This is a genomic window from Streptomyces flavalbus, assembly GCF_042674625.1.
GTDB classification, from domain to species: Bacteria; Actinomycetota; Actinomycetes; order Streptomycetales; family Streptomycetaceae; genus Streptomyces; species Streptomyces flavalbus.
The window spans coordinates 6,775,363-6,800,337 of the sequence record NZ_JBHTEB010000001.1 but is presented as its reverse complement, the minus strand read 5'-3'; the positions used below and the strand labels follow the sequence as shown (position 1 = coordinate 6,800,337).

Sequence of the window (24,975 nt, the reverse complement as noted above, 5' to 3'; positions counted from 1 at the left end):
CTGGCCTGCCGTCAGGTCAGCGGGCTGCCGGTCTCCAGGGTGCGGCGGGCCGTCAGCGCCTGCTCGGCCAGGCCGTCCGCGCCGCAGGAGCGGGCCAGCGCCAGGCCCCGGTTCAGCTCGGCGGCGGAGCGGGCGGCGATGCCGTACTCGACGCGCGCGGCGGCGTGTTCGTACAGGCAGGGCGAGGCTTCCAGGTAGGCGACGGCCTGCTGGGCGAGGCGGACCTTGCGCTGGCCGGTCTCCAGGGCGGCGGCGCAGCGCACGGCCTCACCGATCGCGGTGTCGGTGCCGAACCGCTCCGCCTGGCGGCGGGCGTCGACGGCGAGCCGGGCGGCCCGCGCGGGGTCGTCACCGGCGAGGGCGCGGGCGAGGTCGACGGTCCACGGGGCGAGCACGGGGTTGTGTCCGCCGCGGGCGGCGGCGGCCTTCTCGGCGGCCTCCAGTTCGTTGACGCCGTCCTCGGTGCGGCCGACGGCGAGCAGCAGCCTGCCGCGCACCGAGCGGATGTCGGGCAGCACGATGGTGGACGGGTACGGCGGCGCGAAGCCGTACCGGTCCGCGATCGACCAGGCCTCGTCGACGTGGCCGCGGGCGAGCAGCGTGTCGACCAGGCCGCACGTCGCCGACCAGTACAGCGGCAGTCCGCGGCCGACGCGTTCGGCGAGCCGCAGGGACTCCCGCAGCACCTCCTCGGCGTCCTTCAGGCGGCCCTGCCTGCGGTAGGCGAGGCCGAGGAAGGCGTGCGCGAGGGCGAGGTGGCCGCCGCTCCAGCCCGCGCTGGTGTAGGCGCGCAGGGCCTCGGCGAACAGGCTCTCGGCGCGGTCGAGACGGTCGGCGTAGGCATAGGCGCTGCCGAGCATCATCAGCAGTTCGACGCCCCACTCGGTGTCGGTCCAGCCGAGGCCGGGCGCGAGGCGGCCGTTGACGAGGGCCTGGTCGGCGAGTTCGACGACCTCGACGGCGTTCTCGCCGTGGGTCATGGCGTCGAAGGCGCGCAGGATGAGCAGGGCGCGTTCGGAGTTGTCGCGGCCGGTGCAGGTGCCCGCGAGCCGGGCGAGCCGCTCGGAGCGGCCGGGGGTGGCGGCCTCGCCCGCGTAGACGCCCTCCCACATGTACTGCACGGCCTGGAGCCGCAGCCGGGCGGGACCGGCGTCGTGCCGGGCGGCCTCCGCCTCGACGGTGCGGACGGCCTGCTCCAGTTGGTCGTTGTGGAGCAGCGCCTGGGAGAGGCGGAAGACTGCGTCCACGCGCGCGTCGCCGTCGAGGCCGGGCATGGCGAGCGCGGTCTGGAGGTGGCCGATGGTGGTGGCGGGCGCGGTGAGCAGGGTGGCGCAGCCCAGTTCGTAGAGCACGCGCGCGTGCACCTCGGGCCGGGGCGGTTCCTCCAGGGCGCGTTCCAGGCAGCGGCGGGCGGCGTCGGGGGCGCCGACGGCGAGGTGTTCGCGGGCGGCCTCGCGCAACTGGTCGACGAGTTCGGCGTCGTCGTCGGGGTGCACCTGGAGCAGGTGCCGGGAGGCCGCGGCGGCTCCGAGCCCGGAGTCGGTGACGACCTGGGCGGCGATGCCGTGCATGGCGGTGCGCAGGCCCTCCGGGATGGAGTTGTAGACGGCGGTGGCGATCAGCGGGTGCACGAACTCCAGCTCGCCGTCGTCGGCGCGCGGGTCGGCCGGGTCGGGCACGGTGAGGATGCGGGCGGTGCGCAGCAGGGCGGCGCAGCGGGCGGCGGTGTCGCGGTCCATGGTGGTGAGCTGGGCGACCAGCCGGACGGAGATGGCGTCACCGAGAATGGCGGCGGCCCAGGCGAACCGGGTGGCGTCGACGCCGAGCCCTTCCAGGCGGGCGACGAGGCCGCGTCCGCGCGCGGAGCGGTTGAGGGCGCGCAGTTCGCCCGCGGAGACCTCGGTGGGGGTGAGTTCGCTGTCCTGCACCTTGGCGAGGAGTTCGACGGTCTCGTAGGGGTTGCCGCCGGTGACGGCCCACACCTCGCGGCAGAACGGGGCGTCGGCGTGGGCGCCGACGGTGGCCCGGGTGATCCCGGCGGTGGCGTCGGGGGTGAGGGCGCTGAGGGTGCTGACGGGGCGGCCCGCCGCGGCGGCGACGGTGTCGAGGTGGCGGGCGCCGTCGCCGCTGATCTCGCCGGGCCTGCGGGCCACGACGACCAGCACCGGTATCTCGCGCAGCCGTTCGGCGAGGGCGGCGAGCCAGCGCAGGGTCTCCTCGTCGGCCCAGTGGGCGTCGTCGATCAGCAGGACCAGCGGCCAGTCGCGGCCCGCGAGGCGGCGCACGGCGGCGACGAGGCCGTCGCACACGCCCTGCGGGTCGGCCCGCCGCCCGCCGGGGTCGGCGATGCCGAGGGCGGGGCCCGCGATGTCGTACCAGTCCCCGAGGTACTCGCGGGCCTCCTCGGGGAGCAGGGTGACGAGGGCGGGCTGGAGCAACTGCCGTACGACGTTGAAGGGGACGGACCTGAGGGTCTCGCCGCCGCGGGCCGACCAGACGGTGCAGCCGCGCAGTTCCGCGATCCTGCGGGTCTCCGCGAGCAGCGCGGTCTTGCCGAGCCCGGCCTCGCCGCAGAACACCAGCAGGCCGCCCGAGGACGAGCGGTCGGCGCACAGCCTGTCGACCGCCTCCTCGATGGCGGTGACCTCCCGGTCGCGCTCCCACAGGGCGGCCGGGGCGGCCCGCATGGGCCGTGCCTCCGTCATCCCGCTACCTCCCCGAGTCGCCCGAACGACGTACAGGGGCGAGCGTAGTCCTCCCCAAGTCCCGGCGGGGGGTGGTCCGGTGACTGTTCCCGCCACGGATGACGCCGACCGGCGGGCGGAGCGCGGGGGCCGGGGGTGGTCGCCCCTCTCATACGGCTTTCACCGACGCCTCATACGGTGGGGGCATGACGCAGGTGACTCCTCCCGGGTGGTATCCCGACCCCGGGCAGACGAATGAGGGGCCGCCCACCGAGCGCTGGTGGGACGGCAAGGCATGGACGGACCAGGTCCGTCCCGCGGGGTCGGGCGCCGCGTGGGGTCCCCCGGCACCGTCCCCGGCGGACTCCGCCGCCGCGCCCGGCTATCCGGCGCCGCCCGGCTATCCCACGCAGCCGGGCGTGCCGCAGCCCGGAATGCCCGCCTATCCGGCCTTCGGCGGCCACCCCGGCTACCCGGGGCAGCCCCCGGCCCCCGCCCGGCGCGGGCTGCGCACCGGGATAGCGGTCGGGGTCGCGGTGGCGGTGCTGGCGAGCATAGGCGTCGGCGTGTGGGCGCTGACCAAGGACGACGGCGGTGGCGGCGGCGACCGGGCCGGGTCGTCGCAGGGACAGTCCGGCGGCCCGTTCGGCGGACCGGGCGGCGAGGACGGCGGCGGCGACAACGGCGGTCCGGACGGCGACGGCGGCAGCGGCGGCTCGGGCGGTGGGGACGGCGACGACGACACCCCGGGCCCCGGTGGCTCGCAGCCGCCGGAGGTCGAGGGCGGCGGCACCGTGGCCGACCCGGTCAACGGCATCAGCCTGAAGGTGCCGGAGGGCTGGACCGGCCAGCAGGCCACGGTGGGCGCGCAGATGGCGTCGGACACCACCTACAAGTGCCCCGGCGACACCTCCAAGGACTGCACGAAGGGCGGCGCGTACTCGGCGCCCGCGGTCGCGCTCGGCTCCAAGGGCGACACCCCGGAGGAGGTAGCGAAGGCGGACATCGCGGCGAACGCGAAGGAGTCCTACGGCGGTGACACCTACGGCGGGATCACCTCGCACGAGGTGCTGGAGTCGGGGGCGGTGACGGTGGCCGGGCAGAAGGGCTACCAGGTCCGCTGGAAGGCGGTGACGAACAAGGGCTCCGACGGCTACGTCATGTCGCTGGTGTTCCCCTCGCCGGGCAACGCGAAGCAGTTGGTCGTGGTCCGCTGCGGGCTCGACACCGACCAGGAGGTGTCGCTGCTCGACGAGATCACCAAGAGCATCAAGGAGTCGTCGTTCGTCGGCGGCGGCAGCGGCCAGGACGTCTGAGCCGTCCCCCGTGCCCGACCGGCCGGGTGGGGCGCCCCTCCGCTCAGGGAGCGCCCCGCCCGGCCGGGGGGTGCGCGCCGCCCCCGTCCCCACGGTGCGGCGCGGTCAGGTCGCCGTCCAGTCATCCCGTGGACGGCGGCCTGGGCATCAGGTGAGGCCGAGCGCCGGGAGCACGGCGGCCTCCACGAAGCGCAGCAGGTAGTCCGGGTCGGGCTGGTCGCCCTCCAGCAGCGGGCGCACCCGCAGCACCCCGAACAACTGCGCCGGTACGTACTCCAGCGCGGGATGGTCCGCGGCGACCTCGCCGCGCTCCACGCCGCGCCGCAGGATCTCCGCGAGGGAGCCGATCTCGGGCTCCACCAGCGCCTCGCGCAGCGCGCTCGCCAGTTCCGGGTCGGCCATGACGGCGTGCCCGAGGGCCTGGAGCAACCGGCTGTCCTTGTGGGACCAGTCCTCCGCGGCCCGCGCGACCGCGCGCAGGTCCCCGGCGAGGGTGCCGGTGTCGATCCCGGCGAACCGGACCCGGCGCCGGGAGCGCAGGGCCGCCGCGACGAACTGCGGCTTGGTCTTCCACTGCCGGTAGAGCGTGGACTTGCTGCACCGGGTGCTGCTGGCGATGCCCTCCATGCTGACGGCGTCGTAGCCGCAGGCGCGGATCTGTTCCAGGACGGCGTCGAAGAACTCCTGCTCACGCTCGGGCGTCAGCTTGGAGCGGCGCGAGGCGCCGACCGGTTCCGGTCGGTCCGCGGCCTGGGACGACGTCATCGGCTCAGCTCCTGACTTGTGGGGGCGGTCAGCGGGGCGCGGGGTTCCAGTGTGGCGTACGTCTATCGATACGCGAGTGTACCGGTACCGAACCGTATCGGTACACTCGCGTATCGGTACGGAGACGTATCGATGACACACGTGACCGCTTCCGCGCCCGCCGGGGCCGGTCGGCACACCGCCAGTGAAGGGGCCGGGATGACTGCGAGGACCGCGCGGCCACCGCTGCTGAGGGAGTTGCTGCTGGTGGCGGGCCTCTTCCTGGCGTACAAGCTGGGCCGCACGCTGGCCGCGGGCCACACCGCGGAGGCGTTCCGCAACGCCCGCCACCTGTGGGACCTGGAGCGCGCGGTGCGGCTGCCCGGCGAGGGCGGGGTGCAGTCGCTGCTGCTGCACGGCGACGGTCTGGTGCGGCTCGCGAACACCTACTACGCCACCGTGCACTTCCCGGCCACCGCCGCCTTCCTGGTCTGGCTGTACCTGCGCCGCCCCGCGCACTACGTGTGGGCGCGCCGGGTGCTCGCCGCGGTCACCGCCGCCGCCCTCGTCGTCCACCTGGCGTTCCCGCTGGCGCCGCCGCGGATGCTGACGCCGACCGGGCTCGTGGACACCGCGCGGGTCTTCGGCCCGTCGGTGTACGGGCCGCCGGAGAGCGACCAGCTCTCGAACCAGTTCGCGGCGATGCCGTCGCTGCACTTCGGCTGGGCGGTGATGGTGGCGGTCGGCCTGATCGTCGCGACCCGGACCCGGTGGCGCTGGCTGTGGCTGCTGCATCCGCTGCTCACCCTGCTGGTGATCGTCGGCACGGCGAACCACTACTGGCTGGACGCCCTGGTGGCGGCCGTCCTGCTCGGCCTCGCCCTGCTCACGGTGCACGCGCCGCGCCGCGCGGCGAGCACCGTGCGCCGCGGCGGCGGGACGCTGGCGCGGGCCGGGGCGGGCGCGCTCGCGAGGGCGGGCCGGTGAGCGCCGCGCTGGCCGCCGTGCTGCTGTCGCTGCTGTCGGCGCTCGCGTACGCGACGGCGGCGGTCGCGCAGGAGCGGCTGGCCTCCCGGTCGGCGGGCGCCGGGCTGCCCCGGCTGCTGCGCGACCGGGCCTGGTGGTGGTCGGTGCTGCTGAACGCCGCCGGGGCGCTGCTGCACGTGGTGGCGCTGCGGTACGGCCCGCTGACCGTGGTGCAGCCGCTCGGCGCGCTCACCCTGGTGGCGGCGGTGCCGCTGGGCGCCCGGATCGCGGGGCGCCGGGTGAGCGCGGTGGAGTGGCGGGGCACCGGGCTGACCCTGCTGGGGCTCGGCGCCCTGCTGCTCACGGCGTCCGGGCCCGCGCCCGACGACGTGCTGAGCGTGCCGGAGGCGCTCGGGGTGGCCGCCGCGACGACGGCGCTGATCTGCGCCTTCGCCTGGCCGGGCGCCCGCCCCGGGCTGCGGCACGCCACCGCCTCCGGGGTGGCGTCCGGGGTGGCGTCCGCGCTCACCCAGACGGTGACGGTGGCGGCGACCGACCGCTCGGGGCCGCTGCTGGGCGCCCAGGTCGTGGGGGTGGCGCTGCTGGTGGCGGCGTTCGCCACGGTCGGGCTGCTGCTGGCGCAGACCGCCTACCGGGGCGGCCTGGGCGCGCCGCTCGCGGTGGTGACGCTGGCCAACCCGGTCGCCGCCGCGGTGATCGGGGTCAGCCTCCTCGGCGAACGGCTGCGGGGCGGCCCGGTGGGCGTGCTGCTCGCCCTGACCGGCGCCGCGCTGGCGTCCTGGGGCGTGGTGCTGCTGTCCCGGGCGGCCCCGGAACCGGGCCGCGCGGCGCCCACCCAGGTGGTGGCGTCCGGCGGACCGCCGCTGCCGGGACAGCGGCGGCGGTCCACCCACCGGCGCCTCACCCGGCTGTGAGCGCCGCCCGCCCGGCCACCGGGCTACCGGGCTAGGGGCGCCGGGCTACCGGGCTAGGGGCGCCGGGCTACCGGGTGAGGGTCGCCGGGCTACCGGGTGATCGTCGCCGGGCTACCGGGTGATCGTCGCCGGGTCGCTCACCCCGGGCCGTCCGTTCTCCACGTGCCCGGCGAAGCGGCGCAGGAAGGCCGGGTCGGTGGCGTGGGTGACGGTGAGGTCGTACCAGCGGCGGCTGGCGCCCAGGTCGACGGTGTGCCGGACGGTGGCGCCGCGCGGCACCGTGAGGGTGCGGGAGCGGCCGTCGTAGGCGTTGGCCAGGGTCAGCCGGGCCGTGCGGTCGCCGTGGTTGGTGAGGGTCAGCTCGACGTCGTCGCCGCGGTGGCGTGCGGTCACCTCGGGGCCGCGGGCGCCGCCCTCGCCCTTGAAGGCACGCAGGAAACCGGCGGGGCCGTGCACGGTCAGGTCGTACACGCCGTCGGAGTACGCCGTGTTCCAGGTGTCGGAGACGGAGGTGCCCGCCTCGGTCGTGTACGTCCAGGGGCCGTCGGCGCGGTTGCCCGAGGTGACGTGGAAGGCCGCGCCCGCCTTCGGTCCCGAGGCGAAGGTGAGGGTGTAGCGGCCGGTCGCCGGGTCCAGGGCGCCGTCCACGCGCGGGACGTACGCCAGCGGCCGGGAGCGGCGCAGGCCGGGCTCCTGGACGGGCATCGCCGGGTCGGCGGGCGGCGCCGGGCGGTAGTCGGGGTGGCGGTCGCGGTCCTGCGGCTCGTAGCCGTCGGTGTCCGGCAGGGCGGCCGGGCGGGCGTCGGCGCGGGAGAAGTCGAAGGCCGAGGTCAGATCGCCGCACACGGCACGGCGCCAGGGCGAGATCTGCGGCTCGCGCACCCCGAAGCGGGCCTCCATGAACTGGATCAGGGAGGTGTGGTCGAAGGTCTCGGAGCAGACGTAGCCGCCCTTGCTCCACGGGGAGACGACGAGCGTCGGCACGCGCGGGCCGAGCCCGTAGGGTCCGGCGACGTGCCGGGCGCTGCCCGGGAACACGTCCAGGGAGGCGTCCGCGGTGGACTTGCCGCGGTCGGCGGAGGTCGGCGGGAGCGGCGGCACCACGTGGTCGAAGAAGCCGTCGTTCTCGTCGTAGGTGATGAACAGGGCGGTGCGCGACCAGACGGCCGGGTTGGCGGTGAGCGCGTCCAGGACCTGCGCGATGTACCAGGCGCCGTAGTTGGACGGCCAGTTGGAGTGCTCGGTGAACGCCTCGGGGGCGACGATCCAGGAGACCTTCGGCAGCCGTCCCGCCTTGACGTCCGCGCGCAGCTCGTCGAAGTAGCCGTCGCCGCCCGCGACGTCGGTGCCGGTGCGGGCCTTGTCGTACAGCGGGTCGCCGGGGCTGGCGTCGCGGTACTGGTTGAAGTACAGCAGCGAGTTGTCGCCGTAGTTGCCGCGGTAGGCGTCGGAGATCCAGCCCCAGGAGCCGTCGGCGTCCAGGCCGTCCCCGGTGTCCTGGTAGATCTTCCAGGAGACCCCCGCGTCCTCCAGGCGTTCGGGGTACGTCGTCCAGTCGTAGCCGAGTTCGTCGTTGCCGAGGACCGGGCCGCCGCCGGTGCCGTCGTTGCCGGTGTGGCCCGACCACATGTAGTAGCGGTTGGGGTCGGTGCTGCCGATGAACGAGCAGTGGTAGGCGTCGCAGACCGTGAACGCGTCGGCGAGCGCATAGTGGAAGGGGATGTCCTCCCGGGTCAGGTACGCCATCGTCACGGGGCCCTTCGCGGGCACCCAGCGGTCGTACTTGCCGCCGTGGTAGGCCTGCTGGCCGTCGGGCCAGGAGTGCGGCAGGCCCTGGAGGAACCGCATCCCGAGGTCGTCGGCCGTGGGGCGGAAGGGCAGCAGGTCCCTCGTGCCGTCGGACTGGTGCCAGACCGGCTTGCCGCTGTCCAGGGTGACCGGCCGCGGGTCCCCGAAGCCGCGTACGCCCCGCAGCGTGCCGAAGTAGTGGTCGAAGGACCGGTTCTCCTGCATCAGGACGACGATGTGCTCGACGTCCTCGATGGTGCCCGAGCGGCGGTCGGCCGGGATGGCGGCGGCCCGCTCGATGCTGGCGGACAGCGCGCTGAAGGCCGTGGTGGCCCCCGCGAGCTGGAGGAAACGGCGCCGGTTGACGTCGGCCATGGAGAAGCCTCTCGACTGGTGGGACAGCTGTGAGGGGAGTGTGGTCCAACGGCTCCGAACGACACGGAAGTCCCGGGTGACCCGGTGGTGAAGGTCATGGGTACGGCGGGCGCGCGGACCGCGGGAGCCCCGGGCCGACCGAGGCGCCGTCGGCGACCTGAACGCCGACGGTGCCTGGTCAGCTCTCGGGAGTGGGGACCACGCGCAGGTGGCTCACCCGGCGGCGGGCGCGGGCCCGCTGGTGGGGCGGTGGGGACGACGGTCGGCGCGGCTCGCGCAGGACCATCGTCAGGCGGGAGTAGCCCATCTCCTCCAGGGCCCGCGGGGTCTCGCACACGATCCGGCAGTCGGTGGCGCCCCAGCGCGGGTCGGGGTGCAGCAGCGGACGGACCGCGCCGTCGTGCTCGACGCCCGCCGCGCCGACCGCCCGGATCCAGTGCGGCAGGCCCTGCCGGTAGGCCGCGTCCATGATCGGGTCCTGGGCGATGTCCCGGCGGATCGACTGGAGCTGGACGTCATGGCCGTGCCGTTCCACCGCGGCGGCGAAGTCCGCGAGCATCGGCAGGCACCAGCGGGCCTCGTGCTCGCCGAGGACCGCGCCCGCGTCCGGGTGGAAGAGCACGAACCGCAGGAAGTTGTCGTCCGGCATGGCCGTCGGGTGTGGGCCCACCGCGGCGAAGAGTGTCCGGAAGGCGCCGTTGGTGAGGACCACGTCCCAACGGTGGTCCACGACGAGCGAGGGGAAGGGCACGGCCTCCAGGAAGGCGACGTAGTCCCGGAGGTACGCCTCGGCCACCGGGTTCTCGGGGACGGGCCGCGGCGCCGACCGCTGCCCACCTGCCTGATATGCCATCGGGAGGTCACCCCTTATGCCTCTGCGGCCCTTCACGCGGCGCCTTGATCCTGGTGCCCCCGGGCGAGGCGTGTCAACTATCGTGGCATTTCATGCTGGTTGACGGCTGAAATTGGCCACAGTTGTGGCGAGACCTGGATGTGAGTTCGAACCACGGGCTACTCTCCGGGAAGTTCACGGCAACCATCTGTGAGAAGCCTGTGAGAGACGTAGGAGACCTGTCGGTGGGGACGGATGGCTACGAGGTTCCGGGCGCCACGGTGACGGCCGCGCTTCCGGCCGTCGTCTCCCGCGTCACCGCGCTCGCCGACCGGCTCGGCGTGGCGCACGCGGAGGTCTTCGACACCGGTCGGCTGTCCGTCGCCTGCGGGGTGCCGGAGCCCGTGGTCAGGGAGCTGCTCAGCGGCCGTGCGGCGGGTGAGCCCGATGTGCAGGCCCGCTTCCTGCAACGCCTCGACCTGCTGCGCCGCACCCGGCTCAAGCCGAACGGCCGCAAGTACACCCAGCAGGAGATCGCGGACGGCGCGGGCATGTCCCGGCAGCAGGCGGGCGCGCTGATCAACGGCGACCGGCGGCCCACGATGGAGCACTGCGACGCCCTGCAGCGCTTCTTCCGCGTGCACGCCGGGTTCCTCACGGCCGAGGACCCGGAGGCGCTGGCGGGCGCGTTGCAGCGTACCGAGCAGGAGTTGCTCCAGCAGCTCGCCGACCGTGAGCGGCAGGCCGCGGCGGCGGAGGCCGAGGACCCGTTGGAGCGGCTCCTCCAGGACCACGGCGTGCGCGGGATCGCCTGGCGGGCGGCGCAACTGCCCACCGACCAGCACCGCGACAAGGTCGCGGAGTGGCTGGACATGCTCCTGGAGAGCGTCCAGCGGCCCGAGTCGTGATCCGGGGGAGATTCTGTGGGGATCGGTAGGGAGATGCGCCGCCTGTGCGGCGAGTTGCTCGCCGAGCTCTCGCTGCCCGTGCCCGCCCGGCCCGCCGACCTGTACGCCGCCCTGTGCGCGGCGATGAGCAGACGCCGGGGCCGCCCGGTCGTCTTCCGTACGGCGGCCTTCCCACCGGGCACCGCCAGCGGGCTGTGGCTCGACATGGCCGAGCAGGACGTCGTGGTCGTCGAGGAGCGCACCGCGCCGGACCACCAGTTGGTCATCCTCGGGCATGAGCTGTGGCACATGACAGCCGGGCACCGCCACCACCACGTCGACGGCGTCGCGGTGGCCGCGCGTCTGCTGGACGACGAGGCCGACCTGCGGGCCACCGTCCTGAAGATCGCCGCCCGCACCCGCTTCGACCTGGAGGACGAGAAGGACGCCGAGAGCTTCGGCCTGCTCCTCGCCAGCAAGTGCCGCACCTTGCTGACGGGCCCGGCCACCCGCGGCCCGGGCCAGCGCGACGACCTCGCGGGCCGCATCGAGACGTCCCTCGGCTACCTGGGACCTCAGGGGTAGGCGGGGTCCCACGCCGCTCGGTGGCAAGGCGCCGCGCCGTGCAGGGGCGGGGCTCCGCGCGCCGTGCAGGGGCGGCGCTCGGCGGGGACGGGGCTCCGCACCGGTCAAACGGCGGGCTCCGCAGCGTGCGGCGGCCGGGTTCCGCGCCGGTCAAACGGCGGGCTCCGCAGCGTGCGGCGGCCGGGTTCCGCGCCGGTCAAACGGCGCGCTCCGCAGCGTGCGGCGGCCGGGTTCCGCGCCGGGCAAGCGGTGGGCTTCGTGGGGTTCCGCCTGCGCTAAGCGGGCGAACGCGGGCCGAGCGTGGGTGGATTGTCAGTGGTGGGCGGCAAGCTGGAGGCGCGCCACCGCCGTGCGGGGCGTGCGACCGACGACCTCGACACGGGGAGAGCCGACCGATGCCGACCGCCGTACTGACCGACCGTGAGCGCACCGCCGTACAGGCGTACCTGCGGCTGCTGCACACCGTGCGCGCCGCCTTCGACACCGTCCCCGGACCGCCCGGCACGAGCCGTCCCGCCGTCGTCCCGCCGTCGGCGCTCGCCGAGGCGGAGCGGGCGCTCGCGGCGGCGGGCCTCGCGGGCAACGAGGAGAGGTTCTTCCGGCTGCTGCACAGCTGGTGTCCGGAGCCCTGAGGGGCGCTCAGTCGTACGGGACCGCGACCGCCGTCGCCGTCAGGCCGCGCTGGATGGTCCAGCGGCCGTCGAAGTGGGCGCGGCGGCGGTCGGCCACCAGCGGCCCGGGGACGAGGAGTTCGGCCTGGAAGGTGCCGCCGAGCCCCGGGCCCGGGGTGACCCGGAGGTCGATGTCCGCCTCGGTGAACTCCAGCCACTGCCCGGTGAGCGGGAACCACGCCTTGTAGACGGACTCCTTGGCGCTGAACAGCAGCCGGTCCCAGTGCGCCGCCGGGTGCGCCCGCCACAGCTCGTCCAGGCGGCGCCGCTCCGACGGCAGGGCCACCGCCTCAAGGACCCCGCCGGGCAGCGGCCCGTGCGGTTCGGCGTCGATGCCGAGGGAGGCCAGGTCGGCGGCGCGGACCAGGGCGGCGGCGCAGTAGCCGTCGCAGTGGGTCATGCTGCCGGTCAGCCCGGCGGGCCAGCGCGGCGCCCCGCGCTCGCCGGGCAGCACGGGCTGCGCGGGCACCCCGAGCTTCTCCATGGCGCGGCGCGCGCAGCCGCGTACGGTGGCGAACTCACGGCGCCGTTTGGCGACCGCCTGCGCCACCAGCTCCGCCTCCTGCGGGTAGAGCGGCGGGGGTTCGGTGCCGTCGGCGCCGTACGCCTCCACGGCGACGACCGTGGCGGGCAGCAGTTCCTCGATCACCGGGCCGCGACCTCCCTCGGCAGGATGCGGCGCAACTGGCCCGGCGGGCGGTCGCGGCGGCGCCACTCGCGGGGGTAGCCCACCGAGACCTCCTCGAAGCGGACGCCGTCGTGGTGGGTGGTGCGCGGGATGTGCAGATGGCCGTAGACCATGGTGCGGACCCGGAAGCGGCGGTGCCAGTCGGCGGTGAGGCGGGTGCCGCACCACATGGCGAACTCGGGGTACCACAGGACGTCGGTCGGGTGCCGGTCCAGCGGGTAGTGGTTGACGAGGACGGTCGGCAGGTCCTCGGGGAGCGCGGCGAGCCTGCGCTCGGTCAGGGCGACCCGGGCCCGGCACCACGCCTCGCGGGTCGGGTAGGGGTCGGGGTGCAGCAGGTACTCGTCGTTGCAGACCACGCCCGTCGAGTGGGCGTACTCCAGCCCCTCCTTCTTGGTGGCGCAGCCCGCCGGGAGGAAGGAGTAGTCGTACAGCAGGAACAGGGGCGCGACGGCGACCGGTCCCTCCGGGCCCTCCCAGAGCGGGTAGGGGTCCTCGGGGGTGAGGACGCCGAGTTCGCGGCAGACCTCCACGAGGTGGTCGTAGCGGGCGGCGCCGCGCAGGGTGACGGGGTCGCTGGGGTGGGTCCACAGTTCGTGGTTGCCGGGCGCCCAGACGACCTTGCGGAAGCGGCCAGCGAGGGTCGCGAGGGCCCAGCGGACGGCGGAGACGGTCTCCGCGACGTCCCCGGCGACCAGCAGCCAGTCGTCGTCCGACTCGGGGCGCATCGCCTCGACCAGCGCGCGGTTCTCGGGGTACCCGATGTGCAGGTCGCTGATGGCCAGCAGTTGCCCGGCACCACCGGCCGTCGATGTCACCTGTCGCCCCCTCACGATCACACGGACCCGACCACGACAGCACACGCGCCCCGTTCCGGGCAAGGGCGCCCCGGGGCCGGGACCGCGGGCCGATCCGTAACACGCGCGTTGCACGCGGGGCCGCCGCGAAGCCGTATGATCGCCCCAACACCGGCGCCCCCAACCTCCTCTTTCTGAGGGCGGCTTGGTGTACCTCCCACTATCCTGGCCGGGCACGGCCCGCTCCGCCGTGCCCGCGAACCGTGAAAGGCGGCCTGCATGGTCTCTCGCGTACGCGTCTGGCTCAACCGCACGTACGCGGAGAACGTCTTCTTCATGGATCAGCTGCGCCGAAATCCCAGCGACCGCGCGGTGGAGATCCACGCCACCCACGGTGATCCCGACTCCCCCGTGCTGGCCGCCGCCGACACCGCGGAGCTGGAGCCGGAGGGCCTGTCCCCGGCCGCGTACGTCGAGTACGCCCTCGACCAGTGCGCCCGGCGCGGCATCGACGTGTTCGTGCCCCGGCTGCACCAGGCGGCGGTGGTCGCGCACCGCGCGGAGTTCGAGGACGCGGGTACGGCGCTGCTGGCGCCGCCGCCCGAGGCCGTCGCCGTCTTCCAGGACAAGGCGGTCGCCTACGAGGCCGTGCGGGCGATCGGCGCGCCGGTGCCGCCCTGGTGGCGGGTCCGCTCCGCCGACGAACTCCTCGCCGCCATGGAGGAGTTGGAGGCGGACGGCCACAAGGTGTGCTTCAAACCGGCGTCCGGGGCGGGCGGGGTGGGCTTCCGCGTCATCACACGCGCCCCCTTCTCGCTGATGCACCTCAACGGCTTCCCCAGCCCCTACGTGCCCCTCGACCTGGTGCTGGGCGCGCTGCGGGAGGCGGCGGAGCCGGTGGACTGGCTGGTGATGCCGCGCCTGGAGCAGCCGGAGGTGTCGGTGGACTGTCTGACCGGCCCGGACAACCGCATCCGGCTGGCCGTCGGCCGCACCAAGAACGGGCGCCGTCGCGGCTTCACCCTCAGCGAGCAGTGGCTGGAGCCCGCCCGGCGGATCGCGGAGGGCTTCGGGCTGCGCTACCTGTCCAACATCCAGTTCCGGATGTTCGGCGACCGGCCCGTCCTGATGGACGTCAACACCCGCCCCGCGGGCGGCCTGCACCAGCTCTCGCTGTGCGGGGTCAACGCCCCGTGGGCCGCGGTGCAGCTCGCCCTCGGTGAGGACCCCGGGGAGATCGTGCCGCCGTTCCTCGGCCAGGACTACACGGTGGTGTCGGGCCCCCGCCCGCTGCGCGCGGTGTCGCTGCCGCAGCAGCGGACGGACGAGCCCGACCCGGTGCGGGCGCCCGCTCCGCCGACGCCGGTACGGTCCGACGTGCCGGGCGCGGCGCAGGCGCTGCCGCTGTAGCTAGCCCGACACCAGCAGGTCCGTCCAGTCCCCGGCCACCCGGGTGAGGGAGAACCGCTCTCGCACCTGGGTGCGGGCGAGTTGGCCCGTGTCGCGCCAGGTGTGTTCGTCCAGTTCGGCGAGGGAACCGGCGATGGCGTGCGGGTCCTGGTGGATCCAGCGGCGGTCGTAGATCTCGTCGGCGCCGGGCCAGGGCAGCAGCGCGGGGACGGCGGCGGAGGCCATGCCCTCGGCCGGGGCCAGGTGGAAGCTCTCGTCGTCGCTGGTGGACAGCACGTGCCCGACGCGGCGCAGCCATCCGGCGACGTCGGCGCCGTACGCGTCGAAGACCACGGCGCCTTCGAGGAGCGGTGAGGTCTGGACGCGGCGCAGGACGGCGTCGTAGTGGGCGCGTTCCTCGGGCTTGTTCCAGATCCACCAGTACTCCCACGGCGGCTTGGACTTGACCGAGAGGTGCCAGCGGCGGTCGTGGGCGCGCAGCGCCTCAAGGACGTCGAGGCCGAGGTCGAGGCGTTTGCGGCTGGGCGCGATGCCGATCATGCCGAGGCGGAAGCGGGCGCCGGGCGCCTTGGGGCGGTCGAGCTGGTCGGTGTCGACCCAGTTGGGGATGACGGTGACCTTGGACTCCGGCCAGCCGGTGTGCTCCAGGGTGCGCCGGGCGTAGTAGGTGCTGACGCAGATCACCTGGTCGACGGCGTCGATGTCGACCTGGCGGGGCCACTGGGCGTCCAGTTCGAAGCGGTGCAGCCGGATGACCAGGCGGCTGCCCGGCCGTTTGTGGCGGCTGTACCAGACGGCGGCGGGGCCGCACCACTCCACGACCACGACGTCCGCCCAGTCGGCGAGTTCCCGGCTCTCGGCGGGGTCGTGGCGGGCGAGCGCCGCCCAGGCGTCCACGCGGACCTCCAGGCCGGGCAGGGCGCGGAAATGGTCCAGGAGCCGGGTGAGGAACTTCAGGTCGTGGCCCGCGACGCCGACCCGCAGCGGCCGGGGGCGGCCGGTCACGGCGGCCGGTGCGGCGGGGAACGCCTGGTCGAGCTGGGCGCGCCAGCGGTCGGCGGCGACCTGGAGGGTGTGGCGCGCGGCGGCGTCCCGGCAGCGGTCGGCGGCGAGCCGCCGGGCCCCGGGTTCGCGTACGGCCCGTACGACCGCCTCGGCCGCGTCGTCGATCCCGGCGCGGCCGGGCACGTACAGCGGGTAGTCGGCGCCGAGGAGGGCCTCGTGGGCGGGGGTGCGGTTGAGGACGACGGGCAGTCCGAGGGCGCCGAACTCCAGCACCTTGGTGGACAGTTCGAGGCTGGCGTCGAGCGCCGGCTCGCGCCAGCCGAGGCCGAGGTCGCAGTCGGCGGCCAGCCGCATGGCCTCCTCGCGGGGCTGCCCGCCGTGGTGCAGGACGCCCGGGGTGGCGGCCAGGGCGCGGGCCATGGCGGCCTGGAAGTCGGGGTGCGCGGGGTCGTCGTGGATCTTGTCGCCGACGGTGTGGAGTTCGGCCCTGACGCCCTGTTCGGCGAGGAGGGCGGGCAGCCGGGTCATGGGCAGGGTGTTCCACAGCGGCGCGAACTTGCCGGTGTAGACGAGCCGGAACGGGTCGTGCGGGCGGTCGCCCTCGGGCACGTCGAAGTCCGGCTCGGGGACGGCGGGCGGGCTGAGCAGGCACTTGCCGACGGCCTCGGGCACCCAGGTCTCCAGCAGGCCGCGCAGCTCCTCCGTCTGGCACAGCAGGCGCTGGCAGGACACCGCGATGCGGGTGAGGTCGGCGCGGGCCTCCTCGGTCATCTCGGCGGCGGACTGCGGGATGTCGGTGAGATAGGCCCAGATACGGCCCTGGAAGGACCCGTCGGCGACGACCCGGGTGACCAGCCGCCGTCCGCGCAGCACGAGCAGGTCGCAGGGGTCGTCCTCGTCGAGCCGGGCGAGCAGGTGGGACGCCTGCAGGGGCGACAGCGGGTGGTCGCCCTGGCCGGGCAGCAGCCGTTCCTCGTAGGGGCGTACGACGGTGACGCCGGGCAGCCCGGCGAGCGGGTCGACCAGTCGGCCGGTGCGGACGGGTGCCTTGAGGACGAGGCGGGTCCGGCAGCCCGCGCGGGACAGCGCCTGCACCGTCGACTGGGCCCAGACGGCGGAGCCGTCGATGAGGTTGAGGTCGACGTCGCCGTAGACGAGCGCGTTCAGCGTCCGGCTCATGTCGGTTCCTTTCCGCACCAGGCGAACAGGCGGTACCCCTGGCGGGCCCAGGTCTCGGGCGGCCCGCCGGACGCGAGCAGCGTCCGGCGCACCAGCAGGGGGCGCACTTCGGGGACGTACAGGTAGTCGTCGGCGGTGGGCGTGTCACCGACCGCGTCGGCGCCGGAGTACTCCTGGGCGCACATCAGGTCGAGGAGCAGGGTGTCCGGGCGGTCCTCGGTGAGGTCGGTCCAGTCGGCCACCCAGGGCGCGGTGGGCGCGCCGGTGCGCACGGGCACCCCGGCGGCGGGGAGTTCGTCGAGTCCGGTGGGGTCGGGTACGACGACCTCGGCGGGCCGGTGCCGCTGGCCGAGCACCTGGGCGGCGAGCCGGGCGATGTCGGCGCGGTCCTTCGGGTCGGCCAGGACGCTGACGCGGCGCTGGTCCAGCGGGTCGGGGGCGCCGACGCGGCGGGCGAGCTGGGACAGGCGCACGCGGGTGCACTCGGCGCGGAACACCTCCCGCAGCCGCTGTCTGCCGTCCGCCGCGGGGTCGAGGTCCGCGAGGCGGACCCCGGCGTCCGCGTCGAGCACGGCGTCCCAGGCGAACCGGGTGAGCCCCGGCGCCGCCGCGGCCGGGCCGTCCCGCCACAGCACGCACGCGCCGCCGAGCGCCCTGGTCTCGGTGAGCAGCTCGGCCAGCGCCCGGTCGAGGTCGGGCGCGACGCCGGTGCCGGTGAGCGCCCAGGGTCCGTCGCCGGTGCAGGCGCTGAGCTGCACGACCAGCGCGTCCGGCTCCGTGCGCCGCACGACCGGCGGCCCGTCGTGCGGGAGCGCCCGGTTGACGACGGCGTCCCCGGCGAGATCGGCGGCGGTGGCCTCGGTGAGGACGCCGACGATGACCATGCGGTCGCGGGGGGTGGACGTGAACGCGCGGTGGGCGAGGTGGGGGCGCCCGTCGGAGACGGGGGTGTCCGGGGCGGGGGGTGGGGGGACGGACGGGGTCGGGGCGGAGGACGCGGTGACCGGGCGCCGCCCGGCGGGCGCGGTGGCGGGGCCCCGACGGAGGGCCCTGATGACCGAGGCCCACGGCGCGGACGCGGTGACCGGGCTCTGCCCCGCGCCCTGCCCGGCGTGCGTGACAGCCGGGCCCTGCCCCGCACCCCGCCCAGCGGGCTCGGTCGCCGGGGGCGCCGCGGGCTCCGTCCGTCCCCGCCACCGCCCGTACAGCTCCCGCGCCCCCGTGCCCCCCGTCCGCTCGCGCCACAGCCCGTACAGCTCGCCCGGGAGTCGGGGGGCCGCGCGGCGTGGGGAGCGGGCCGCGGAGACCAGGGCGCGGCCGACGCGCAGGGAGGTGGAGCCCTCCAGCATGGCCACGCGCGACTCCAGCAGGGCGACCCGCTCCCGGGCGCCGCGCAAGGCCGTCGCGAGCTGGTCCTTCTCGCGTACGGCGGCGGCGAGCCGCTCGGTGAGGCCGTCCGCGTGGGCGGGGCCCCCGGTGCGCGCGGCGTCCTCGGCGTCGCGTTCCAGGTCGAGGACGCGGGCGCGCAGGGTGCGCGAGACCAGGTCGGCGAGGACGTACTCGTCGGCGACGCGCAGCTCGGTGGCGAAGCCCTCCGTGGGGACGGGGCGCCCGGCGTAGTCGTGCGGCGGCAGGAGTTCGTCGGTGCGGACGAAGACCGCGCCCGCGTGCAGGTGGACGTAGTCGAGGGGCGCCGCGCGCAGCACCTGGCAGCGGTGGGCGACGAGGGCGTCCAGGAGCCGGTGGTAGGGCAGTTCGGGCCCGCGGTGGCCGAACAGCAGCAGTCCGCGGGCGCCGGGACGCAGCCGGGCGAGGACGGCGAGGAGGTCGTCCTCGCTGCCGTGCAGGGCGGCCTCGGGGCCGTAGGAGACGAGCACCAGCTCGCCCTCCCCGACGTCCCGGTCGCCGCGGTGCAGGGGGACGTCGGCGGGCAGGTGCAGGTAGGGCTCCAGGGAGAGCCCGCCCGTGGTGGCGTCGACGACGGCGGTGACGCCGTCGAGGTGGGGGTGGAGCAGATCGGTCAGGCGCATCAGCGGGTCCTCGTGAAGACGTGGAAGCCGACCTCGTTCTCGCGGAAGCCGTAGGGGCGGAAGTGGGTGTGCCGCAGGCCGAGGGGTTCGAGCAGGGCGCGGTAGTCGGCGGTGGGCCGGTGCACGATGTAGTCGCCGCGCGGTCGGCGGGTGGCGGTGTCCTCGTCGGTGAGGATCAGCCGTCCGGTGATCCGCACCAGGGAGGCGAGGTTGCGCAGGCCCGCCGCCCACTCCGCGTCGTCGAGGACGTGGAAGAGGACGTCGACGCAGAGCACGACGTCGTACGGCCAGGCACTGCGCCACTCGTCGAGGGCGGCGACGCTCCAGCGCGGGCCGCCGCCCCGGGCGCGGGCGTGCGCGACGGCCTCCTCGCTGGCGTCGAAGGCGTCGACGCGGTGCCCGCAGCGGGCGAGGGCGCGGGCGAAGTGCCCCTTGCCGCAGCCCGCGTCGAGCACGAACAGCGGCGCGGACTCGTCGGCGAGGTCACCGATGAGCGGCAGCAGCGCGCCGAGCCGCAGCGCGTAGAAGATCTCGTTGCCCGCGCGGTCCAGGCCGATGTGGCCGCCGGAGGCGAGGTCGTCGTGGTCGCGGTGGCGGGTGTCCCAGTAGTCGCGACTGGCCCCGGACACCGCGGTCCCGTACCCGCGGCTGGCCCCGGACACCGCGGTCCCGTACCCGCGACTGGCCCCGGACACCGCGGTCCCGTAGCCGCGACTGGCTCCCGACATCGCCGCCCCATACCCGCGGCTGGCCTCCGACATCGCCGCCCCGTAGCCCCGGCTGGCCTCCGACATCGCCGCCCCGTACCCGCGGCTGGCCTCAGCCATGGTGGTCCAGCCAGCGCACGACCTCGGCGGCGATCCGGGCCCCGGCCCGTCCGTCCCACAGCGGCGGTCCCTCGTCGGGCGCCTCCGCCTCGCCGTCGAGGACCTTGCGCAGCGCGGGGACGAGTTCGCCGTGGCCGACGAGCCGGTTGGTGCCGTGGGTGACGGTGACCGGGCGTTCGGTGGTGGTGCGCAGGGTCAGACAGGGCACGCCGAGGACGGTGGTCTCCTCCTGGACGCCCCCGGAGTCGGTGATGACGGCGGTCGCGCCGCGCACCAGGCTCATGAACTCGACGTAACCGAGCGGGTCGAGGACGTGCACACCGGGCGCGTCGTCGAGGCCCGCCGCGCCGAGGGCGGCCCGGCCGCGCGGGTGCAGGGGCACGGCGAGGTCGAGGAGCCGGGCGGCCTCGGTGAGGACGCGGGCGGCGGCCTCGGCGGCCCGTGGGTCGTCGACGTTGGCGGGGCGGTGCAGGGTGACGACGCCGTAGCGCTCGGGCAGTCCGTGCGCGGTGCGGGCGGCGGCCGGGTCGAAGTGGTCCAGATGGGTGAGCAGGGTGTCGATCATGGGGTTGCCGACGAGGTGGACCCGGCCGGGGTCGACGCCCTCGCGGGCGAGGTGGCCGACCGCCTCGGGGCTGGTCACGAACAGCAGCTCGGCCACCTGGTCGACGAGGCGCCGGTTGACCTCCTCCGGCATCGACATGTCGAAGCTGCGCAGGCCCGCCTCCACATGGGCGACGGGCATCCCCAGCTTGGCGGCGGCGAGCGCGGCGGCCAGGGAGGAGTTGACGTCGCCGTACACCACCACCAGGGCCGGGTCCCGCGCGGTCAGCTCGCCCTCCAGGGCGGTCAGCAGGTCGGCCGTCTGCCGGGCGTGGCTGCCGGAGCCGACGCCGAGGTCGGTGTCCGGTTCGGGCAGGCCCAGTTGCCGGAAGAAGACGTCCGACATCCGTTCGTCGTAGTGCTGGCCGGTGTGCACCAGGACCTGGGCGCAGCCCGCCGCGCGCAGGGCGGCGACGACCGGGGCGGCCTTGACGAAGTTCGGTCGGGTGCCGACGACGTGAAGTACGGGGCGCACGGGGCGCGTACGGCCGTTCATGTCGTACTTTCTCCGCTCTGTCCACCTAATGTGGCGGCATGTCGTGCCATCTCACTCGTGCGTTCAGTCTGGCGGCATCCGTGGCGTGGGGCGAGCTGCGGTACGACCCCGCCCGTGCCGCGCTGCTCGGTCTGCGGCTGCTGCCGACGCCCGTACGGCGCCGGGTGGGGCCGCTGGAGAGGCGGCTCGCGGGGCGGGCGCGGACGGCGGGGCCGACGGCTGCTCCGTCCGGGGGAGGCCAGCCGCTCCTCCCCGTGCGGAGGGTCCGTCCGGTGCCGGGCCGGGTGCTGCACCTGGTCACCAACGGGCTGCCGTACAAGCAGGCCGGGTACACCGTGCGCACCCAGAAGATCGCCGAGGCGCAGCGGGCGGCCGGGCTCGATCCGCACGTGGTGACGCGGATCGGGTTCCCGGTGACGCAGGGGGTGCTGGACGCCCGTCCGCTGCACGTGCTCGGCGGTGTGCCGCAGCACCGGCTGCTGCCGCGCTGGCTGCCGTACGGGCAGGCGGCGGTGCTGGCGCGGAACGCCGAGCTGGCCGGGCGACTGGTGGAGCGGCTGCGGCCCGCGGTGCTGCACGCGGCCACCGACCACGGCAACGGGCGGGTGGCGCTGGCGCTGCGCGCGGCGCACGGGCTGCCGGTGGTCTACGAGGTGCGCGGCTTCCTGGAGGACACCTGGCTGACCCAGGCCCCGGGCCGGACCAGCGCGGACCCGACGTACCGGGCCCGGCGTGAGCTGGAGACGCGCTGTATGCGGGAGGCGGACCTGGTGCTGACGCTGGGCGCGGCGATGAAGGCGGAGATCGTGGCGCGCGGGGTGCCCGAGGAGCGGGTGCTGACGGTGCCGAACGCGGTGGACGAGGAGTTCCTCGCACCGCCGCCGGACGGGGCGCCGCTGCGGGCCCGGCTCGGCATCGCGCCGGACGACTTCGTGGTGGGCACGGTCAGCAGCCTTACTCCACACGAGGGAATCGGCACGTTGCTCCATGCGGGTGCCGAGCTGAGGCGCCGCGGGGTGCCGCTGCGGCTGCTGGTGGTGGGGGACGGACCGGAGCGCCCGGCGCTGCTGCGGCTGGCCGAGCGGCTGGGCCTGGGCGCCGGGGCGGCGGTGTTCACCGGGCGGGTGCCGTACGCCCAAGTGCGGGAGTACTACGCGGTGTTGGACGTCTTCGCGGTGCCGCGGACCGACACGCGCGTGTGCCGTCTGGTGACGCCGCTGAAGCCGGTCGAGGCGATGGCGAGCGGGCTGCCGGTGGCCGCCAGCGATCTTCCGGCGCTCGCGGAACTCGTCAAGCCGGGAGAGACCGGAGTCCTCATTCCCCCGTCTTCGCCACGGACTTGGGCGGATGAGCTGGAAACTCTTCTTTACAGTCGAAAGCGGTGCGAATGGGGTGGAACCGCCCGCGAGATCGTGGCGCGTGACCGCACCTGGGCCCGGGTCGCCGCGACGACCCGGGAGGCGTACCGCGCCCTCGGCTGTCTCTGAGGCGCGGGCCACGCCGGACAACCTCACATCCGGTGACGGTGACGGGAGCAGCCCAATGCAGGATGACCAGTCCATACCCCTCGGCGACGAGGGAACCGTACGGACCCCCGCCGTGGAACTCACTGTGGAACTCGCCGTGATCGGGCTCGGCTACGTCGGGCTGCCGCTGGCGCGGGAGGCCGCCACCGTCGGCCTGCGCGTGGTGGGCCTCGACCGGGACCCGGGGATCGTGTCGGCGCTCAACGCCGGGCGCTCCCACGTGGACGACGTCTCCGGCGACGACGTGCGCCGGATGCTGGCGAACGGCTTCACGGCCACCACCGACGACACCTGTCTCGCCCGCGCCCAGACCGTGGTGATCTGCGTGCCCACCCCGCTCAACGGCGACGGCGGGCCCGACCTCAGCGCGGTCACCGCCGCCGTCCGCGCGGTGGCGGCCCGGCTGCGCCCCGGACAGCTCGTCGTGCTGGAGTCCACGACCTACCCGGGCACCACCGAGGAGGTCGTACGGCCCCTCCTGGAGGAGTCCGGGCTGCGGGCCGGTGCGGACTTCGCGCTCGCCTTCTCCCCCGAGCGCATCGACCCCGGCAACACCGGGCACGGGCTGCGTGACACCCCCAAGGTGGTCGGCGGCTGCACGCCCGCCTGCGCCGCCCGCGCGGTCGCCTTCTACGGCAAGCTCGTCGACACCGTCGTGCAGGCCAAGGGCACCCGCGAGGCCGAGATGGCCAAGCTGCTGGAGAACACCTACCGGCACGTCAACATTGCCCTGGTCAACGAGCTGGCGATCATCAGCCACGAGCTGGGCGTCGACCTGTGGGACGCGATCCGCTGCGCCGACAGCAAGCCGTTCGGCTTCCAGGCGTTCCGCCCCGGCGCCGGGGTCGGCGGGCACTGCATCCCCATCGACCCCAACTACCTGTCGTACAAGGTGCGTTCCTCGCTCGGCTACGACTTCCGGTTCGTGGGGCTCGCGCAGGAGATCAACCGGCGGATGCCGGAGTACGTCGTCCGGCGCGCCCAGGACCTGCTGAACACCGCCGACCGGCCGCTGCACGGCTCCCGGGTGCTGCTGCTCGGCGTCACCTACAAGCCCGACGTGGCCGACCGGCGGGAGAGCCCGGCGGTGCCGGTGGCGCGGCTGCTGCGGCAGCGCGAGGCGGAGGTCTCCTTCCACGACCCGCACGTTCCGGCCTGGTCCGTCGACGACGTGCCGGTGCCCCGCGTCGACGACCCGCTGGCCGCCGTACGCGACCACGACCTGACGATCCTGCTCCAGGACCACTCCTGCTACGACCTGCCCGCCCTCGCCGACGCCGCCCGCCTGCTGTTCGACACCCGGGGGCGGATCTTCCGGCCCGGGGTCGAGGTGCTCTGAGCGGCGACCCACGACGGCCAGCCAGCCCTGAGGCGGCCCGCCACGGCCCGCGTGAAGGCGGCCCACCACGGCCCGGGGGACGGAACCGAAAGGCACCGCACTGATGCGCATACTCGTCGTCACCGTCGTCCACCACCCCGAGGACGCGCGGATACTGCACCGGGAGATCGCCGCCCTGACCGAGCGCGGCCACCACATCGTGTACGCCGCCCCGTTCGCCGCCCGCGAGACGGCCCCGCGCCCCGGGGTCGAGGGCGTGGACCTGCCCCGCGCCGTCGGCCGGGACCGCCGGGCGGCGCTGCGCGCGGCGCGCGCCCTGCTCACCGAACGCGGGCCCGAGGCGGACGTCGTCCTGCTGCACGACCCGGAGCTGCTGCTCGCCCTGCCCGGCACCCTGCGCCGGTGGCGGCGCGGCGGCCGGGCCCCGGTGACCGTCTGGGACGTGCACGAGGACACCGCGGCGGCGCTGACGATGAAGCGCTGGCTGCCCGCCGCGCTGCGCCCGCCGCTGCGGCTGGCGGTGCGGGCGGCGGAGCGGCTGGCCGAGCGGCAGGTGCGGCTGCTGCTCGCGGAGGACGCCTACCGGACCCGGTTCCGCGGGGACCACCCCGTCGTACCGAACCTGCCGCTCGTCCCGCCCGCCGCGCCCGAGCGGCCCGGCACCGAACGGGCCGTCTACCTGGGCCACCTGTCCCGGGCGCGCGGCGCGCTCGACCTGATCGAGACCGCCCGGCTGCTGCGCCCCGAGGTGCGCGTCGAGGTGATCGGCGCGGCCGACCCGGACGTGCGGGGCGACCTCGCCGCGGCCGACCGGGCGGGCGTGCTGCGCTGGCACGGCTACCTGCCCAACGACCGCGCGCTGGCGCTGCTGCGGGGCGCGCTCGCGGGCCTGTCCCTGCTGCACGACCAGCCCAACTACCGGCACTCGCGGCCCACCAAGGTCGTCGAGTACATGGCCCACGGCGTCCCCGTGGTGACCACCCCGAACCCGCTGGCGGCGGCCCTGGTCACCCGGCACCGCTGCGGCCTCGTCGTCCCCTACGAGGACCCGGCGGCGGCAGCGGCGGCGGTACGGCGGCTGCGCACCGACCCACGGCTGCGGCTGGACAGCGCCGGGCGCGGGCGGGCGGCGGCGGTGGCCGAACTCGACTGGGCGGAGCGGGCGGCGGAGTTCGCGGACGTGCTGGAGGGCTGGGTGAAGGAGGAGACGGGCACCGGCAGCCGCGGGACGCGCCGCCGTCACCGCCGCCGCCCGGAGCGCACGGCCGTCACGGTGGACGGCTGACACCGCC

At 75.2% G+C, this 24,975-nt stretch carries 20 protein-coding genes; 10 read left to right on the top strand and 10 right to left on the bottom strand.

Features of this window, described 5'->3' with window-relative positions:
- Window positions 1–11: 11 nt before the first annotated feature.
- A complete protein-coding gene (locus tag ACFQZ6_RS30350) occupies window positions 12–2,705 on the bottom strand; it encodes an ATP-binding protein (protein WP_381615423.1) in 2,694 nt (897 codons plus the stop codon).
- Between the two features lie 185 nt (window positions 2,706–2,890).
- On the opposite strand from ACFQZ6_RS30350, the gene ACFQZ6_RS30345 reads away from it, so the two are divergent.
- On the top strand, window positions 2,891–4,000 hold the full coding sequence (locus ACFQZ6_RS30345) for a DUF2510 domain-containing protein (RefSeq protein WP_381615420.1): 1,110 nt from the start codon (window positions 2,891–2,893) through the stop codon (window positions 3,998–4,000).
- Between the two features lie 147 nt (window positions 4,001–4,147).
- Here ACFQZ6_RS30345 and ACFQZ6_RS30340 read toward each other — a convergent pair whose 3' ends face one another.
- Window positions 4,148–4,765, bottom strand: coding sequence for a TetR/AcrR family transcriptional regulator (locus tag ACFQZ6_RS30340; RefSeq protein ID WP_381615417.1), 618 nt, complete (start codon window positions 4,763–4,765; stop codon window positions 4,148–4,150).
- Window positions 4,766–4,963: 198 nt separating this feature from the next.
- On the opposite strand from ACFQZ6_RS30340, the gene ACFQZ6_RS30335 reads away from it, so the two are divergent.
- Both ACFQZ6_RS30335 and ACFQZ6_RS30330 read left to right on the top strand, forming a co-directional pair.
- Window positions 4,964–5,731: a phosphatase PAP2 family protein gene (locus ACFQZ6_RS30335; protein ID WP_381615414.1), complete on the top strand. Its 768-nt coding sequence runs from the start codon at window positions 4,964–4,966 to the stop codon at window positions 5,729–5,731.
- Complete coding sequence (locus tag ACFQZ6_RS30330; RefSeq protein ID WP_381615411.1) at window positions 5,728–6,645, top strand: DMT family transporter; 918 nt, start codon at window positions 5,728–5,730, stop codon at window positions 6,643–6,645. The genes ACFQZ6_RS30335 and ACFQZ6_RS30330 overlap by 4 nt, the downstream gene beginning before the upstream one ends.
- 111 nt (window positions 6,646–6,756) lie before the next feature.
- Here ACFQZ6_RS30330 and ACFQZ6_RS30325 read toward each other — a convergent pair whose 3' ends face one another.
- Both ACFQZ6_RS30325 and ACFQZ6_RS30320 read right to left on the bottom strand, forming a co-directional pair.
- Window positions 6,757–8,808, bottom strand: a complete 2,052-nt coding sequence (locus ACFQZ6_RS30325; protein WP_381615408.1) for a phosphocholine-specific phospholipase C — start codon at window positions 8,806–8,808, stop codon at window positions 6,757–6,759.
- 178 nt (window positions 8,809–8,986) lie between these two features.
- Window positions 8,987–9,661: an MmyB family transcriptional regulator gene (locus tag ACFQZ6_RS30320; RefSeq protein ID WP_381615405.1), complete on the bottom strand. Its 675-nt coding sequence runs from the start codon at window positions 9,659–9,661 to the stop codon at window positions 8,987–8,989.
- 218 nt (window positions 9,662–9,879) lie between these two features.
- Between ACFQZ6_RS30320 and ACFQZ6_RS30315 the strand changes: the two genes are divergently transcribed.
- The 3 genes from ACFQZ6_RS30315 to ACFQZ6_RS30305 all read left to right on the top strand — a co-directional run bounded on the left by ACFQZ6_RS30315 (window position 9,880) and on the right by ACFQZ6_RS30305 (window position 11,744).
- Complete coding sequence (locus tag ACFQZ6_RS30315) at window positions 9,880–10,548, top strand: helix-turn-helix domain-containing protein (protein WP_381618766.1); 669 nt, start codon at window positions 9,880–9,882, stop codon at window positions 10,546–10,548.
- A gap of 33 nt (window positions 10,549–10,581) precedes the next feature.
- Window positions 10,582–11,112, top strand: coding sequence for a toxin-antitoxin system, toxin component (locus tag ACFQZ6_RS30310; protein WP_381618763.1), 531 nt, complete (start codon window positions 10,582–10,584; stop codon window positions 11,110–11,112).
- Window positions 11,113–11,507: 395 nt separating this feature from the next.
- Window positions 11,508–11,744 (top strand): hypothetical protein, encoded by a 237-nt coding sequence (locus ACFQZ6_RS30305; RefSeq protein WP_381615402.1) that lies wholly within the window; start codon window positions 11,508–11,510, stop codon window positions 11,742–11,744.
- Between the two features lie 7 nt (window positions 11,745–11,751).
- On the opposite strand, the gene ACFQZ6_RS30300 is transcribed toward ACFQZ6_RS30305, so the two are convergent.
- Together ACFQZ6_RS30300 and ACFQZ6_RS30295 are read right to left on the bottom strand one after the other, a co-directional pair.
- Window positions 11,752–12,432: a 4'-phosphopantetheinyl transferase family protein gene (locus ACFQZ6_RS30300; RefSeq protein WP_381615399.1), complete on the bottom strand. Its 681-nt coding sequence runs from the start codon at window positions 12,430–12,432 to the stop codon at window positions 11,752–11,754.
- Window positions 12,429–13,289, bottom strand: a complete 861-nt coding sequence (locus ACFQZ6_RS30295) for a metallophosphoesterase family protein (protein ID WP_381615396.1) — start codon at window positions 13,287–13,289, stop codon at window positions 12,429–12,431. The genes ACFQZ6_RS30300 and ACFQZ6_RS30295 overlap by 4 nt, the downstream gene beginning before the upstream one ends.
- Before the next feature lie 258 nt (window positions 13,290–13,547).
- Here ACFQZ6_RS30295 and ACFQZ6_RS30290 point away from each other — a divergent pair, with 258 nt between their 5' ends.
- A complete protein-coding gene (locus ACFQZ6_RS30290; protein WP_381615393.1) occupies window positions 13,548–14,678 on the top strand; it encodes an ATP-grasp domain-containing protein in 1,131 nt (376 codons plus the stop codon).
- On the opposite strand, the gene ACFQZ6_RS30285 is transcribed toward ACFQZ6_RS30290, so the two are convergent.
- From ACFQZ6_RS30285 to wecB, 4 genes are all read right to left on the bottom strand, one after another.
- Window positions 14,679–16,862, bottom strand: a complete 2,184-nt coding sequence (locus ACFQZ6_RS30285; protein ID WP_381615390.1) for a glycosyltransferase — start codon at window positions 16,860–16,862, stop codon at window positions 14,679–14,681.
- Window positions 16,859–18,892 carry a hypothetical protein gene (locus tag ACFQZ6_RS30280; protein ID WP_381615387.1) on the bottom strand — a complete coding sequence of 678 codons (2,034 nt, stop codon included), beginning with the start codon at window positions 18,890–18,892 and terminating at the stop codon, window positions 16,859–16,861. Before ACFQZ6_RS30280 ends, ACFQZ6_RS30285 begins: the two co-directional genes overlap by 4 nt.
- Window positions 18,892–19,521: a class I SAM-dependent methyltransferase gene (locus ACFQZ6_RS30275; protein ID WP_381615384.1), complete on the bottom strand. Its 630-nt coding sequence runs from the start codon at window positions 19,519–19,521 to the stop codon at window positions 18,892–18,894. Before ACFQZ6_RS30275 ends, ACFQZ6_RS30280 begins: the two co-directional genes overlap by 1 nt.
- 190 nt (window positions 19,522–19,711) lie before the next feature.
- The gene (gene wecB, locus ACFQZ6_RS30270) at window positions 19,712–20,818 is read right to left on the bottom strand and encodes a non-hydrolyzing UDP-N-acetylglucosamine 2-epimerase (protein WP_381615382.1); all 1,107 of its coding nucleotides are present in this window, start codon (window positions 20,816–20,818) and stop codon (window positions 19,712–19,714) included.
- An 80-nt stretch (window positions 20,819–20,898) separates the two neighbouring features.
- Between wecB and ACFQZ6_RS30265 the strand changes: the two genes are divergently transcribed.
- The 3 genes from ACFQZ6_RS30265 (at window position 20,899) to ACFQZ6_RS30255 (ending at window position 24,968) form a co-directional block, all read left to right on the top strand.
- Window positions 20,899–22,305: a glycosyltransferase family 4 protein gene (locus tag ACFQZ6_RS30265; protein ID WP_381615379.1), complete on the top strand. Its 1,407-nt coding sequence runs from the start codon at window positions 20,899–20,901 to the stop codon at window positions 22,303–22,305.
- Window positions 22,306–22,360: 55 nt separating this feature from the next.
- On the top strand, window positions 22,361–23,683 hold the full coding sequence (locus ACFQZ6_RS30260) for a nucleotide sugar dehydrogenase (RefSeq protein ID WP_381615376.1): 1,323 nt from the start codon (window positions 22,361–22,363) through the stop codon (window positions 23,681–23,683).
- A gap of 103 nt (window positions 23,684–23,786) precedes the next feature.
- A complete protein-coding gene (locus ACFQZ6_RS30255; protein ID WP_381615373.1) occupies window positions 23,787–24,968 on the top strand; it encodes a glycosyltransferase in 1,182 nt (393 codons plus the stop codon).
- Window positions 24,969–24,975 lie beyond the last annotated feature (7 nt).

Bases quoted from the DNA above. Each gene is read 5' to 3' on its own strand.
- ACFQZ6_RS30350 (WP_381615423.1), bottom strand. From the start codon at position 2,705: ATGACGGAGGCACGGCCCATGCGGGCCGCCCCGGCCGCCCTGTGGGAG.
- ACFQZ6_RS30345 (WP_381615420.1), top strand. From the start codon at position 2,891: ATGACGCAGGTGACTCCTCCCGGGTGGTATCCCGACCCCGGGCAGACG.
- ACFQZ6_RS30340 (WP_381615417.1), bottom strand. From the start codon at position 4,765: ATGACGTCGTCCCAGGCCGCGGACCGACCGGAACCGGTCGGCGCCTCG.
- ACFQZ6_RS30335 (WP_381615414.1), top strand. From the start codon at position 4,964: ATGACTGCGAGGACCGCGCGGCCACCGCTGCTGAGGGAGTTGCTGCTG.
- ACFQZ6_RS30325 (WP_381615408.1), bottom strand. From the start codon at position 8,808: ATGGCCGACGTCAACCGGCGCCGTTTCCTCCAGCTCGCGGGGGCCACC.
- ACFQZ6_RS30320 (WP_381615405.1), bottom strand. From the start codon at position 9,661: ATGGCATATCAGGCAGGTGGGCAGCGGTCGGCGCCGCGGCCCGTCCCC.
- ACFQZ6_RS30310 (WP_381618763.1), top strand. From the start codon at position 10,582: ATGCGCCGCCTGTGCGGCGAGTTGCTCGCCGAGCTCTCGCTGCCCGTG.
- ACFQZ6_RS30305 (WP_381615402.1), top strand. From the start codon at position 11,508: ATGCCGACCGCCGTACTGACCGACCGTGAGCGCACCGCCGTACAGGCG.
- ACFQZ6_RS30290 (WP_381615393.1), top strand. From the start codon at position 13,548: ATGGTCTCTCGCGTACGCGTCTGGCTCAACCGCACGTACGCGGAGAAC.
- ACFQZ6_RS30285 (WP_381615390.1), bottom strand. From the start codon at position 16,862: ATGAGCCGGACGCTGAACGCGCTCGTCTACGGCGACGTCGACCTCAAC.
- ACFQZ6_RS30280 (WP_381615387.1), bottom strand. From the start codon at position 18,892: ATGCGCCTGACCGATCTGCTCCACCCCCACCTCGACGGCGTCACCGCC.
- wecB (WP_381615382.1), bottom strand. From the start codon at position 20,818: ATGAACGGCCGTACGCGCCCCGTGCGCCCCGTACTTCACGTCGTCGGC.
- ACFQZ6_RS30260 (WP_381615376.1), top strand. From the start codon at position 22,361: ATGCAGGATGACCAGTCCATACCCCTCGGCGACGAGGGAACCGTACGG.
- ACFQZ6_RS30255 (WP_381615373.1), top strand. From the start codon at position 23,787: ATGCGCATACTCGTCGTCACCGTCGTCCACCACCCCGAGGACGCGCGG.